Below are 13,161 nucleotides of genomic sequence, written 5' to 3'. Positions count from 1 at the left end.
GACAAGCCGCGCTGGCTCGCGCTCAAGCGCCAGTTGCTGCTGGACCACCCGGCGCTGAGCCACGACGTCAGCCTGACGCGCCAGCGGGGCATTCGCGAGGCCCTGGTGCAGGGGGGCATGGAGCCCGGGCTGGCGGAGCAGCAGGCCCGGGCGGTGTTCACCGGTTTCATGGCCGAGCGCTCGAAGATAGAGGTGAGCGAGGCGACTCACGCCCTGCTGGCTCGTCTGGCGGCGCGCTACCCGCTGGCGGTGATCACCAACGGCAACCTGGATCTGGAGCAGGCGGGTCTGGCTGGCTACTTCACCCTGGTCTGCAAGGCGGGAGCGGGAGCCAGAATGAAACCGGCGCCCGACATGTTCGTGCAGGTGCAAGAGGCCCTGGGGCTGGCCCCCGGCCGCATCCTTCATGTGGGGGATCACCCGGTGACCGACGTGCTGGGGGCCAGGCTGCACGGCTTTCGGGCCGCCTGGCTCAACGAGAGCGGTCAGCCCTGGCAGTCGTTGTCGCTGCTGCCGGATGTGGAGCTGGGGCAGCTGCAGGATCTGGCCACCCTGCTGCTCTGAGCTGGGGATGAGGGACAGATTCCGTGATCTATATCTGGCAATAACAACAAGGGAGCAAGGGTGTGAAGGGAATGAAGGGTGTCATCTGGCTGGCGATCCCCATGGTGCTGGCGGGATGCGATCTGGTGCAAGACCGTTACCGGATGGAGTTCAGGGACGGATCCTGGCGGGAGATCGCCATCTCCCCGTTTTCCGACGAGGCGCGCTGGCGCGAGGGGTGTGCCACCGGCGAGATCCAGGTGGACATGACCCTGCCCCTGAAACGGGGCAAGGTGGTGAATGGTCGGGAGCAACTGCTCATCGGGGGCGAGCTGTTCGAGCTGGAGGATGCCCGTCTCTATCGCGGCAACGGCATGGTGCTCGGGCAGGCCCCGGACCATATCCAGCGGGGCCTCAAGGGGCTGGATGTCTGCCGAACCCTGCGTCCTGATCGCGGGGCCCTGCCCAAGCTCAAGGGCAAGGGATTTGGCGACTAGCCCGTCTGCTGCCTGAGCGGGCAGGAGGCGTCGCCGAAGGCAGTGGGCAGCTTGATGGCGTGGGGGTTTCACAGGCCCGCCACGTCGGATGCCTCCGGGCAGCCCCCGATGTACGAGGCCCTGCCCAGGCTCAAGGGCAAGGGGTCGGCGACTAGCCGATCTGCTGCCTGAACCGGCGGCAGGCGTCGCCAAAGGCGGTGAACAGCTTGATGGAGTGGGGGTTCTCGCTGGCCTTCCACTCCGGGTGCCACTGCACCGCCAGCAGGAAGGGGGAGAGGGCGGGAGCGTGGATCGCCTCGATCAGCCCGTCTTCGGCATGGGCCAGGGGGGCCAGCCCCTTGGCCAGCGTCTTGATCCCCTGCCCATGGAGGGAGTTGACCGGAATCGACGGCTGTCCCATCAGCTCGGCCAGCCAGGTACCGGGTACCAGCTCGACCTGATGGCTCTCGCCATACTGCTCGTCCACCGGGTCATCCGCATCCTCCCGATGATCGTCATAACCCGGCTCGCAATAGACCTTCTGGTGAATGTCGCCTCCCAGGGCCACGTTGATCTCCTGCATGCCGCGGCAGATCCCGAGGATCGGCAGGCCACGGTCGAGGGCGGCGCGCACCAGGGGAATATCGAACAGATCCCTGTCCCTGTCCTGGGGCTTCTCCGGGGTGAGGTTCTCCTGGCCATAGAGGGCAGGATCGATGTTGGATCCGGCACCGCTCAGATAGACCCCGTCGGCGAGGTCCAGATACTGCTCCAGATCCTCGGTGCCACAGCAGGTGGGCACCAGCAGCGGCACGCAGCCGCTGATCTCCACCAGAGGCTTGATGTATTTGTGGGTCATGACCTGGTAGGCGTGGCCACTGCGGGCCTGGGCCCCCATGGTCATCAGCACGACGGGTTTGTTATGGGAACTGGGGTTGGGCATAGGTCACCTTGGCTATCCTTGGCGGTCTCATCCTGCGCCTTGGGAAGGCCCTTGCCGCCTCGGCTCGCAAGGGCATGCCTCAAGGCATGGTCGTGGGATCAGGGTCGCGCCAGCGTGCCAGAATCGTCGGTCAGCCTTGGCAACGACAGCCTGGATCCTGCCTCCAGTCTGCCAAGGCCGTTCAATATGTCAAACAAAATGATGCAATTATGTTAACCGTTGATGTCGGAATACGGCTGAGAGTCCCATTTAAAGGGACTTGAGGGGGAGGAGCTGGTGCGGTGAGAGATTTGATGGTGGATATATTAAACATCTGGCCGGGTGGCCGGATAGCAGAAGGGGCCCGCAGGGCCCCTTGTCGACTCAGGCGTTCAGGATGAAACGTTCGATCACCTGGGCGACCCCGTCTTCATCGTTGCGCCCCGTGGTGTGCTGTGCCAGCGCCTTGATCTCGTCGGTGGCGTTGCCCATGGCGACCCCGAGTCCGGCGTAGGCGATCATGTGGTGATCGTTGCCCGCATCCCCCACCGCGATCACCTGGGAGGCATCCAGCGCCAGGTGCTCGGCCAGGGCGGCGACGCCGGTGCCCTTGTTGCTGCGCTTGTTCATGAACTCGAGGAAGTAGGGGGCGCTGCGCACCACGGTATAGCGCTCGTGGAGTTCGGCGGGCAGCTGGGCGATGGCACGGGAGAGCAGGGGCTCTGGGTCAATCATCATCACCTTCATGATCTGCTCGTCGTCGGGCAGGGTGGCGAAGTCCACCAGGTTGATGGGTTGACCGATGAGGCGGGATTCGTGCTCGGTGTAGGGGCTGATCCTGGGGCTGATGAGCCCCTGGCGGACGGAGAAGCCGTGGATGTTCACCCCCAGCTCACAGGCCAGGTGGGCGATGGCACGGGCGTCGCTGCCGGTCAGCAACTGGCTGCGGATGATGCGTTGCTCGGACACCTGCTGCACCAGGGCGCCGTTGTAGCAGATGACGTAGTCATCCTGGCCGGTGAGGCCCAGCTCGGTCAGGGCGGCGGTCATGCCTTCCAGCGGGCGGCCGGAGGCCAGCACCACGGTCACGCCCCTGGCGCGGGCTGCCGCGATGGCGGCCTGGGTGCGGGGGGAGATTCGGCCCTCTGGGGTCAGCAGGGTGCCATCCATATCCAATGCGATCAGCTTGTACATCTTCTCACTACCTGAGTCTGGCCGGCCCGCCCGATGGGGCCATGGGGAGGCCGAGTGTAGCGAAAATCGCCGCCGGGATCACGCCGCCTGCCGACGCGGGGGCACGTTGTCCCTCAGCGCTGGCCCTGGTAGGGGGTCAGTTGCAGCTGATCTTCCCGGATGGCGAAGTGGATGGGGCCGTGCTCGATGTCGACCCTGTTGTGGTGATGGGCCATCTCCACCTCGACGCCGGGGAAGAGGCGCTGGGTGGCGATGATGTCCATGTTGGCCATGAGCGCCTGCAGCTCCCGCTGCGCCTCGACGAGCTGCTCGTCCAGGCTCTTGCTCTCGTCGAACTGGCGGGTGCGCAGCGCCTTGATCTTCTGCAGGGTCTCGGGATTGCGCTTGTCACGGGGCAGTTGCAGCAGACGCAGGATGAGATCCTGCAGCTTGTCTATCTGCTCGGCGCAGGTCTGTTTGCGCTGGCGCAGCGCCAGCTCCTGCTCCTTCTGGCTGAAATAGCCACCGAGGATCTGCAACCGGGTCCGGTTGGCCGCCGAGGCTCCGAGCACCGGGGCCATGATGAGCCGATTGGCGATGTTGATGCCGCCGATGAGGTGCCCCTTGCGCATGGCGCTGTCCCCCACCTTGAGATCCTGGCCGCTGCGGCAATAGCAGTGACTGAGCTGGCTCAGGATATGGATGTCGCCATCGGCCTCCAGCCTGGCGTACTGGGCATAGCTGGCGTGGATCTCCCCCCCGGCGTTGAGGTGGCAGAGGTATTCGTCGTCCGCCAGCTTGCGCCCTATGATGCCGTTGCGCACCGTGATGGTGCCGCCGGATTCGATGTAGCCGCCCTCGACGAAGCCGCCGATCACCACGTCCCCGCTGGTCTTGACGCGCATGCCGGGCATGACGTCCCCGGTGACCAGCAGCGATCCCTCGAACTCGACGTGGCCGTGGCGGATGTCGACCTGCTTGACGTTGAGCACCTCGTCGACCCGCATCCCGGCACGCTCCTGACAGGGGAGCCCCGGGCGTGTCGCCAGCAGCAGGTCCGGATCCTCGGGGGAGAGGCAGGTGCCGTCACCCGGCGTCATGGCGCTCTCCTTGCCGTGGCGGGCGGTCAGGGTCTGGCCCGTCACGGTGAAGCCGTCGATGCCCTGGGTGGCGGGGTGCCTGCGCATCAGCAACGCTCCGGCCTTGACGGTGAGCAGGGTGCCGAGGTCGCGCATGTCCACCTTGCCGTGATCCCGCTCCTGGGGTTTGAGGATCCGCTCGGCTGCGGTCTCCACCAGCCGCTCCAGGCGGGTATCCAGGCCGTGCCTGGCGGCCTTGCCGAGGGCGATGACGGGATTGAGCTGGGCACCGGGTGCCGCTTCACCCGCGGCCTGGATGGCGGCGGCAAGCAGCCGCTCGCTCACCCCCTGCTTGACCGTGCTGGCCGCCAGGGCCTCCTGCAACCGGGCCAGGGTCAGGGGCTGGCCGCCCCAGTCCGCGGTGATCTGCGCCCTGGCGCTCATCTGGTCCTTGTCCACCTGGATGAGCAGCCTGGCATCCTGGCGCCGGGCAATGGGGACTGGCGGATGCGCGGGGGCATCCGGCTCTGCGATGAGGGCGTTGAGCAGGGTGACGGCTTCGCGGATCCCCTCGCCGAGGGGTTCGTAGCGCCGACAGTTGGAGAGTCGCAGCAGGGCCAGGACGTCGCTTTCCTGGATGGGCTCGGTGAGGCCCGGGGTGATGCGCAGGCAGACATAGCTCATGTCGGCCGACAGCTGAAACCACGCTTTGCTTAACACCGGGCCCTCCTTCGTTGTCCCTGTCCGGTTTGCCCCATACCGGGGCCTCTCCTTGCCGGCATCCAATGCCGCCGGGGCGGATCCAACGCGCAGTATTCGGGTATTTTTCCTTCCGGGTCAACGATCTGAATGCAAATGGGTGAGCCGGGTTGAGGAAATTTCGGCTGACGGGAGAGGGGCAGAGCCGGCCATGTCATGGGTTCCATTGCAGTTTTTTAGCGCAATATGCTGACGTTTTATGCTTTCGCTATCCAGAGTGTCCATCACGTTGATGGAGGCGATGCAAATCACCTTGCCAGGCAGGAAGAGAAGGATTTTAATCTGCCGCCGCCTCAGGGCGAGGACTCTGGTCGCCACCGATCAGCCCCTTTTTCTGTCCAACCGAACGAGCCCCATGACCGCCCAAGGCCACCTGCTGTTTTCCGTCACCTGCGTCCTGCTTGCCCACAAGGTTGAACTGACTCCGGCCCTGGCCGATGCCAGCCTGTGGCATATCGTTCCCATGGCCCTGGCGAGCGCCCTGCTGCCGGATCTCGATCACCCCCGCTCCCTGCTCGGGCGGCAACTGCCCTGGATCTCGGGGCCGCTCTCCCGGCTGTTCGGCCATCGCGGCTTCACCCACAGCCTGCTGGCGGTGGGGATGGGGGTCTGGGGGCTGGCCCAGGTGGAAGCCCCCTGGTTGCTGTCGGGGGCGGTGAAGGATGCTCTCATCGTGGGCTATCTCAGCCATCTGCTGGGGGACTGGCTCACCCCCATGGGCATTCCCCTGCTCTGGCCCTGGCGTCGGCGCTTTCGCCTGCCCGGCCTGCCCCTCAAGAGCGGCGGGGGCTACGAGAGGGCCTTCTGCCTGCTGACCCTGGCGCTCGCCGGGTACTGGGTCCATGGCGGTGCAGGCTTGGCTCACTTCTAGCCCCGGGCGCCCTCCTGGCACCTGGCCGTTCGGGTCAGGGTGAGGTAGTCGGCGAGCACCGGCAGCCCCAGCAGGTGGCGGCGCAGCATGTCGAGGGCGGCGAAGGCGAGGATCCGGCGACCGCTCGCGGGATCCGGGTGGCTGACCCTGAGCGTCTGGCCGTGCAGTTGCCCGTCGGCGCAGAGCAGCAGCGGCACGCCGTCCGGCCCGGCACGGCCTATGGTGAGGCTCAGGGGGGCGGCGGGCACCGCCAGTTGAGTCAGATCGTCGCTCAGGGTGTGGCTGAAGCCGGCGGTCAGGGCCGGGTGCCCGTGACACATGACCAGCAGGGTGCCCCTGCTCTCTCCTTCTTGCAGGTGCAGCGACCGCTCCCCCAGCAGGGCCAGGATCTGGCTGGCAGGCGCCTCGTTGCCACGTCCCACCAGCCAGGGAACGATGGCCGCAAGCAACCTCGCCTCGGCGGCATCCATGTCGGCGGTGCTGGCACCGTGGCCGATGAGCTTGAGCTCGATGAGAGGCATGGAGGAGCGGTAGCCCAGCTCGATGCCGGCAGGCCAGGGGGCCGCATCCAGCATGTCGCTGAGGGCGGACTCCGAGACGCCGAAGGTGTAGAAACGGCGCAGCTCGGTGTCGGTCTCTTCCCCGGCCAGCACCTTGAGGCGGGGCATGATCTGTTCGCGCACCATCTGCTTGAATTCGAACGGCACGCCCGGGGTGAAGAAGAGCCGGCTCTGGCCGTGGCTGGCCGGGTGGCGGACCACAAAGCCGCAGGCGGTGCCCACCGGGTTGTCGAGGATCTCGCAGTCCCGGGGCAGCCAGGCCTGCTTGGTGTTGCTCCGTGCCATGGTGCGGCCCCGGCTGGCATAGCGTTCGGCCATGGTGGCGAGCCAGTCCGGGAACAGGGTCAGGGGCTGGTCAAACGCCTCGGCCGCGGCCTGGGCGGTGAGGTCGTCCGCCGTGGGGCCGAGCCCCCCGCACACCAGTACCACCTCGGCGCGGTTGGCGCTCTCCTGCAGCACGGCTGTCAGATCCGCGAGGTTGTCCCCCACGGTGGCGCGGCGGCGCACCTGCCAGCCCTGCTCCAGCAAGAGGGCGCTGAGCCAGGCGGCATTGGTGTCCACCACCAGGCCGGTCACTATCTCGTCGCCTGTGCTGATGATCTCGATGCGCATGGGGACTCCTTGGGTGGGGCCAGCCCTCTCAGGGCTTGCCGTGTTCGAAGTAGTAGCTGATCCGGGTGCGGGGGTTGAGGTATTCGAACACCGCCGGGGGCAGGCGTTTGGGCTGGATCACCTTGGCGATGGTCAGCCCGGCCGCGTCGAGGTCGATGATGGCTGCCTCCTGGCGCGGAATGCGGGGGTCGTATACCAGCACGGCGGGGTAGAGCAGGCGGGAGGCGTTGACCGACATCACCAGCCCCACCTGGCCGTTGGAAAGCTGCACCACGCTACCCGGGGGGTAGACCCCCATCAGTCGGATCAGCATGCCGAGGTGATCGGCGTTGAACTGGGACTTGCGCTGCTTGTAGAGGCTGCCGAGGGCCGCGTAGGGCACCTTGGCCTCCAGGTGGCAGAGGTTGTCGTACTCGTTGATGAGGGAGACGATCTGGGTGAGGGGATCGAGCTGATCCCCCTTGAGCCCCTGGGGGCCGGTGCCGTCCAGGTACTCGTGGTGGTTCTGCACTATCTGCTTGGCCGCTTCCGGAAAATCGCTGACCAGCCCCAGCAGTTCCAGGCCGTAGCGGGGATGCTGGGCCATCAGGTTCTGCTCCGGCTTGGTCAGCGGCTCCGTCTTGCGCAGGATCTGGCTCGGGATCCTCAGCTTGCCGATGTCGTGGAACAGGGCCCCCATGCCGACCTGGCGGATCGCCTCGGCCGGCAACTTGCACTCCCGGGCGAGCAGCATGCTGAGCACGCTGACGTTGAGGGAGTGAAACTGCAGGCTGTTGCCATCATCGCTGTCAGAGACCAGGTGCAGCACCATCTCGTCCACCGAGAGGAGCTGCTCCGTCATGGCGTTGATCAGCTCCTGGGCCTCGCTGATGGCGTTGAGGGGGCGGGACTGGATCTTGCCCATGAGGTTGCGCACCTGGGCCAGGGATTGGCGGAACTGTTTCTCGCACTGCTGCAGGTCGCGGCGATAGCGCTGCAACTGCTCGATGCGCCGCAGTTTCTCCTGCTGCATCTCCTCCTGGCGGGCGACAAGACCCTCTCCCTCAACCTCATCCGCCTGGGGCTGGGTCTGTCCGAGGGGCTTGGGCGGCGTGTCGCTCTTGTCGGGAATGATGGTCACCAGCTTGAGGCCAAGGCGACGAATGAGCTCGATCTCCTCCTCGCTCTTGAGCTTGAAGCTGGAGAACAGAAACGGGTGCTCACGCCATCCCAAAGGCAGGGAGACATAATTGCCGACTTGCAGCCGTTCTACGGAGATCTTGATTCCTGTCATGGGGTTGGGCACGAGGGACACACTGAGCCGTATGCTAGTCAAAGGGCGGGGTGAATACAAAAGGTATCTGATGACAGCGGGAGCGCTTTATTATAGGCTTCTAGATGTCCAGACATATTTACCGATGCAGTACAGGGAGTCAGCATGCCGATCAAGATCCCGGACCAGTTGCCCGCCGCCGAAGTGCTGGGGCAGGAGAACATCTTCGTGATGACGGAATCCCGGGCCGTCACCCAGAACATCCGCCCGCTGCGGGTGCTCATCCTCAATCTGATGCCCAAGAAGATAGAAACCGAGATCCAGCTGATGCGGATGCTCTCCAACTCGCCCTTGCAGGTGGACGTGGATCTGTTGCGCATCGACGATCGGGAGTCGAAAAACACGCCCCAGGCGCACCTGGAGAACTTCTATCACGACTTCGAGCAGGTGAGAGGCAATAACTACGACGGCATGATCATCACGGGGGCGCCGCTCGGGCTGGTGGAGTTCGAGGAGGTGGTCTATTGGCCCCGCATCGTCGAGATCATCGAGTGGTCCCATCAGCATGTCACCTCCACCCTCTTCCTCTGCTGGGCGGTGCAGGCGGCGCTGAAAGCCTTGTACGGCATGGAAAAGCAGACCCACGGCGAGAAGCTCTCCGGGGTCTATCGCCACCACCGCCTCGACGAGCACGAGGCGCTGCTGCGTGGCTTCGATGACGAATTCGTGGCGCCCCACTCCCGTTATGCGGCCTTCGACGGGGATCTCATCCGCGCCCACACCGATCTGCAGATCTTCGCCGAGTCGGAAGAGGCGGGTGTCTATCTGGCCGCCACCAAGGATTGTCGCCAGGTGTTCGTCACCGGCCATCCGGAATATGACGCCCTGACCCTGGATGGGGAATACCGGCGGGATCTGGCGGCCGGGCTCACCCCCGTCATTCCGGTCAACTATTACCCGAACAACGACCCAAGCCAGACCCCGCGCGCCACCTGGCGAAGCCACGGTCACCTGCTGTTTTCCAACTGGCTCAACTATTACGTCTACCAGTTGACCAGCTACAAGGTGGAAGACATCGGCAAGGTGTTTACCTACCAGCAGCCCAAGGGATAGAGCCCATCAGTCCGCCCCGGCCAGCCGCCGCCCACGGGTATCGAGCCAGTGACGGTGGCAGGCCAGGGTGAAGGCCCGTGGCCGTCTGGCCCGGATGAGGGTCATGGCCTCCTGCTGGGGCAGCCCCTGGGTCATCAGCACCAGGGCGGCCGCCAGCCCGGTACGCCCGCTTCCGCCGTGGCAGTGAATGGCAAGGTGACGCCCCTCGTGCAGCAGGGCGAGCAGTCGGGGTTGTACCCTGGGCCAGGCCTGTTCGAAGGCGGCATCCGGTGCCTCGTCATCCGCAATGGGCAGATGGAACCAGCTCATGCCTCTGGCCTGCACCAGCTGCCCGAGAGAGAGGGACCCGCACAGGGTCATCTCTTCCTCCGTCATCAGGGTCAGCACCCCGCCGGCACCGGCCAGCTGCAACTGGGCAAGGGCGTCGGTCATGGGGACCTGCTGGCTGCCGGGGCAGGGGGTGAGCAGGAGCTGGCCGTCGAGCCGTGGAACGTCCAGGCTCCAGAAGGGATGGGCACTGAGCATGGGGTTCCTCGTGGTGGTCGGGGTCAACGGGATCGGCATCCCGCGGGTGCGGCACAGCATAGAGGGGCCGGAGGGGATGTCAATCTGCGTTGTGTTCGGCCCGGTTTACGGGCAGAGTCTAAAAAAATCGAGCGATGCAAGGAGTAAAGATGAGAAACCTGGATCAACTGGACTTGGACATCCTGGCCCATCTGTTTCGCGATGCGGGCATGACCAACAAGGATTTGGCGGCCCTGGTCGGGGTGGCGCCGTCCACCTGTCTGGAGCGGGTGCGCAAGCTGCAGCAGGATGGCGTGCTCAAGGGGGCGCACTGCGAGGTGGATTACCAGGCCCTGGGCGGTCACATCCAGGCCATGGTCTCCTTGCAACTGGCCCGTCACAGCCGCCAGATCATCGATGCGTTTCGCGACGCCATCCTGGCCCTGCCCGAGGTGATCAGCCTGTTCCACATGGGCGGCAAGGATGATTTCCTGGTGCACCTGTGCGTCTCCGATACCGAACACCTGCGCAATTTCGTCTTCGATCACTTCACCTCCCGGGAAGAAGTGGTGCACCTCGAGACCTCCCTGGTGTTCGAGCACAGGTTCAGCCGCTCGCTCCCCTGCTTCCCCCACCCCTGACGGGGCGAGCCGCAAGAAAAAACCGCCCGAGGGCGGTTTTTTTGTGGGCGGTTCCTCAATTGAGAGCCAGCCGGCTGTCCTGCGCCGTCCGGTAGAGCCCCTGCTGATAGGCCAGGCTGCCCCACAGGACCAGCCCCAGGGCGGCATCCTTCATGGCGCCCGGCTGCGGCGCCGGGGTGAGCGTCTCGGTCGCATCCTCGTAGATGAAGCCTTCCGGCGCCCGCTCGGGCTGCAGGATCACCACATCCTTGCCGCGCATCAGGGCGAAGTTCTTGTCGTATTGCATGATGGCGCGCCCCGGCCAGTCGGCGGGCATGCGGGTGAGATCCTTGCCCAGCATGGGGTAGTCGGCACTGATGCCCATGAGGGAGAGCAGGGTCGGGGCCATGTCGATCTGGCTGACGATGCGAGGGTCATTTCTCGGTGCTATGCCGTCCCCCAGGATGACCCCCGGGATGTGGAAGCGGGGGATGGGCACCAGGCTGGCTCCCCCGACCCGGCTGTCGTGATCGGCGATGACCAGGAACAGGGTGTCCTGCCAGTAGTCCGATGCCCTGGCCTTCTTGAAGAACTCGCCGACGGCGTAGTCCGCGTACTTGGCGGCGTTGTTGCGGGTCTGCTTGGGCTGCTCGTACAGGGCGATGCGGTTGTCGGGGAACTCGAAGGGATCGTGGTTGCTGGAGCTGAACACCAGGCTGAAGAAGGGTTTGCCCTCCTTGTGCAGCGCCGCGAAGGTCTCGTTGGCCTTGGCCATCAGATCTTCATCCGAGGCGCCCCAGGATCCCTCGAACACCGGGTTCTTGAAGTCCTTCTGCTCGACGATGGTGGTGAAGCCGTTGCCGAGGAAGAAGCTGCGCATGTTGTCGAAGTGGCTCTCGCCGCCATAGATGAAGCTGGTGTCATAGCCTCGCTGCTTGAGCAGGTCGGCGATGGTGAAGAAGTTGGTCTGGCTCTTGCCGAGCTTGACCACGGCCTGGGCCGGGGTCGGCGTGAAGCCGGTGAGCACCGCCTCGATGCCGCGTACCGAACGGGTACCGGTGGCGTAGAGCTGCTCGAACGCCCAACCCTCTTTCGACAAGGCATCGATGTTCGGGGTGAGCGGCAGGCCGCCGAGGGAGCCGACGAACTGGGCCCCCAGGCTCTCTTGCAGCAGGATCACCAGGTTTTTGGGCTTGCCCTGGTAGCTGGCCGTGTTGAAGGTCTGGCTCGGCAGATCGGCAGAGGTAAAATCGCCGAGAGGGCGACCGCTCTCCTCGCGGACTATGTCGAGTACCTGATGGTCAGCCATCTTGCCGTAAAACTGGCTGGCATCCTCCTCGGCCCCCATCTGCTTGATGGCAAAGAAGAGGGAGTAGGCGGAGTTGACGGTGAGGGCGTTGACCAGGGGATCGTCGGCAAAGGCCACCATGGCCGGATTCAGGGCGCGATGGCCGAGACTGGAGCGGGCGCCGAGGAAGCCGACAGCGAGGATCAGCAGGGCGAAGGCGGGGCGCCAGTACCAGCGGGGGAAGCTTAGGTCACGCACCAGGCGGCCGCTCAGCCACCAGCCACCGCCCAGCACGGCGCCGCTGAAGATCACGGCCAGCAGCAGCTCGCCCTTGCGGCCAGCCCACAGCATGGAGAGCACCTCCTTCGGATAGATGAGGTACTCCACATAGAGGCGGTTGGGGCGCACCCCGTATTCGGTGACGAAGGCGGGAGTGGAGATCTCGAGAAAGAGCATCAGCCAGAGCCCCAGGGTGAGCCAGATCCGGATAAGCTGCATCCAGAGCCGCCCCGGCGCGTGGGGCCCGGCCAGCAACTGGGTCAAGACGGCGGGTACGCCCCAGACCCAGCAGAGGGTGGCGACGTCGACGCGAATGCCTTGCAGCAGCATCTCCTGCCAGCCAGAGACGGCATCCACCCGTTCCAGTTGCCAGAGCCCCAGGCCAAGGCGGCTGACGGTCAGGGAGATGAGCGCGATCAATGAAAATACGGCGATGGGCCAAACCGGTCCCAGCCATTGTCTGATGGTGGTCATATTGTTCCTGCAAACCTGTTTGCGCCCAGTCCCCGGACGCATTGTTGTTATGGTGCAGGAGTATGACAGTGGCGCCTGGCAAAGGTTGCATGGGCATGGGGTATACATGGAAAAGTTGGCACGTTTTATGATTTTTTTGTGACGGGATGCAGGGTTCGAAGAGAGCATAAAACGCTGGGAAAACTGTGATCCTGCTGGCACATCGAGACAAGGGTCGTGCCTATAATGGCGCCGAATTTCTCAATCGGAGCCGAAGGGATGCCGGTCTTCATCGATGTGGAATATATGCAGGGCTGGTCTCTGTTCGTGGTGCTCTCCGACGGCACCACAGGCGTGCTGGATCTCACCCCCTGGCGCGGTCAGCCGCTGTTTGCGGCCATGGAGACCGAGCGTCGCTTCGCCCGTGTCTTCATCGATGATCGCCATCAACTGGCGTGGCCCACGGGCTTCACCCTGGCGGCCCACGAGGTCTACCACCTGATCCTGCCCATCGACGAGCGCGCCGCCTTCCCCGATCGCAACATGCATCGCTTCTGACATTCTAACTCGTTGAGTCAGGTAACGTTTTCAGTCACAGACCCGCGTCGGTCAGGTCGACCACGATGGCGCAATCCAGCCCCATTTGCAGCTTGCCTG

General features: G+C 64.8%; 13 protein-coding genes. 6 read left to right on the top strand and 7 right to left on the bottom strand.

Annotated elements, in window-relative coordinates; genetic code table 11:
* Both AACR77_RS09285 and AACR77_RS09280 read left to right on the top strand, forming a co-directional pair.
* Positions 1-564 (top strand): HAD-IA family hydrolase (locus AACR77_RS09285; RefSeq protein ID WP_042880978.1); only part of this gene is annotated, 564 nt, incomplete at its 5' end.
* A 71-nt stretch (positions 565-635) separates the two neighbouring features.
* Positions 636-1,040, top strand: a complete 405-nt coding sequence (locus AACR77_RS09280) for a hypothetical protein (RefSeq protein ID WP_042880976.1) — start codon at positions 636-638, stop codon at positions 1,038-1,040.
* A gap of 151 nt (positions 1,041-1,191) precedes the next feature.
* Here AACR77_RS09280 and AACR77_RS09275 read toward each other — a convergent pair whose 3' ends face one another.
* From AACR77_RS09275 to AACR77_RS09265, 3 genes are all read right to left on the bottom strand, one after another.
* Positions 1,192-1,962 (bottom strand): gamma-glutamyl-gamma-aminobutyrate hydrolase family protein, encoded by a 771-nt coding sequence (locus AACR77_RS09275; RefSeq protein WP_042880975.1) that lies wholly within the window; start codon positions 1,960-1,962, stop codon positions 1,192-1,194.
* A 363-nt stretch (positions 1,963-2,325) separates the two neighbouring features.
* Entirely contained in the window at positions 2,326-3,135 is an 810-nt protein-coding gene (yidA, locus tag AACR77_RS09270) for a sugar-phosphatase (RefSeq protein WP_042880972.1), read from the bottom strand.
* A 113-nt stretch (positions 3,136-3,248) separates the two neighbouring features.
* Positions 3,249-4,913 carry a DUF342 domain-containing protein gene (locus AACR77_RS09265; RefSeq protein ID WP_042880970.1) on the bottom strand — a complete coding sequence of 555 codons (1,665 nt, stop codon included), beginning with the start codon at positions 4,911-4,913 and terminating at the stop codon, positions 3,249-3,251.
* 394 nt (positions 4,914-5,307) lie between these two features.
* On the opposite strand from AACR77_RS09265, the gene AACR77_RS09260 reads away from it, so the two are divergent.
* A complete protein-coding gene (locus AACR77_RS09260; protein ID WP_010672710.1) occupies positions 5,308-5,823 on the top strand; it encodes a metal-dependent hydrolase in 516 nt (171 codons plus the stop codon).
* Here AACR77_RS09260 and AACR77_RS09255 read toward each other — a convergent pair.
* Together AACR77_RS09255 and AACR77_RS09250 are read right to left on the bottom strand one after the other, a co-directional pair.
* The gene (locus tag AACR77_RS09255) at positions 5,820-6,995 is read right to left on the bottom strand and encodes a competence/damage-inducible protein A (protein WP_042880969.1); all 1,176 of its coding nucleotides are present in this window, start codon (positions 6,993-6,995) and stop codon (positions 5,820-5,822) included. The two genes, AACR77_RS09260 and AACR77_RS09255, sit on opposite strands and share 4 nt — an antisense overlap.
* Before the next feature lie 28 nt (positions 6,996-7,023).
* Positions 7,024-8,268 (bottom strand): HD-GYP domain-containing protein, encoded by a 1,245-nt coding sequence (locus tag AACR77_RS09250; RefSeq protein WP_029313584.1) that lies wholly within the window; start codon positions 8,266-8,268, stop codon positions 7,024-7,026.
* A 144-nt stretch (positions 8,269-8,412) separates the two neighbouring features.
* On the opposite strand from AACR77_RS09250, the gene metA reads away from it, so the two are divergent.
* The gene (metA, locus tag AACR77_RS09245; protein ID WP_010672713.1) at positions 8,413-9,360 is read left to right on the top strand and encodes a homoserine O-acetyltransferase MetA; all 948 of its coding nucleotides are present in this window, start codon (positions 8,413-8,415) and stop codon (positions 9,358-9,360) included.
* A 6-nt stretch (positions 9,361-9,366) separates the two neighbouring features.
* Here metA and AACR77_RS09240 read toward each other — a convergent pair whose 3' ends face one another.
* Entirely contained in the window at positions 9,367-9,885 is a 519-nt protein-coding gene (locus tag AACR77_RS09240) for a phosphatase domain-containing protein (protein ID WP_042880950.1), read from the bottom strand.
* Positions 9,886-10,034: 149 nt separating this feature from the next.
* Between AACR77_RS09240 and AACR77_RS09235 the strand changes: the two genes are divergently transcribed.
* Complete coding sequence (locus tag AACR77_RS09235; protein WP_010672715.1) at positions 10,035-10,505, top strand: Lrp/AsnC family transcriptional regulator; 471 nt, start codon at positions 10,035-10,037, stop codon at positions 10,503-10,505.
* Between the two features lie 55 nt (positions 10,506-10,560).
* Here the strand turns inward: AACR77_RS09235 and AACR77_RS09230 are convergent, their stop codons facing one another.
* Complete coding sequence (locus AACR77_RS09230) at positions 10,561-12,525, bottom strand: LTA synthase family protein (RefSeq protein WP_042880944.1); 1,965 nt, start codon at positions 12,523-12,525, stop codon at positions 10,561-10,563.
* A 258-nt stretch (positions 12,526-12,783) separates the two neighbouring features.
* Here AACR77_RS09230 and AACR77_RS09225 point away from each other — a divergent pair, with 258 nt between their 5' ends.
* Positions 12,784-13,062, top strand: coding sequence for a DUF2442 domain-containing protein (locus AACR77_RS09225; RefSeq protein ID WP_041214353.1), 279 nt, complete (start codon positions 12,784-12,786; stop codon positions 13,060-13,062).
* The last annotated feature ends 99 nt before the right edge of the window (positions 13,063-13,161 follow it).

This window comes from Aeromonas sp. ZOR0002, from assembly GCF_963866995.1.
Taxonomy (GTDB): Bacteria; Pseudomonadota; Gammaproteobacteria; order Enterobacterales; family Aeromonadaceae; genus Aeromonas; species Aeromonas caviae.
The sequence above is the reverse complement of the archived record's forward strand: the minus strand, read 5'-3'. Positions and strand labels throughout refer to the sequence as shown.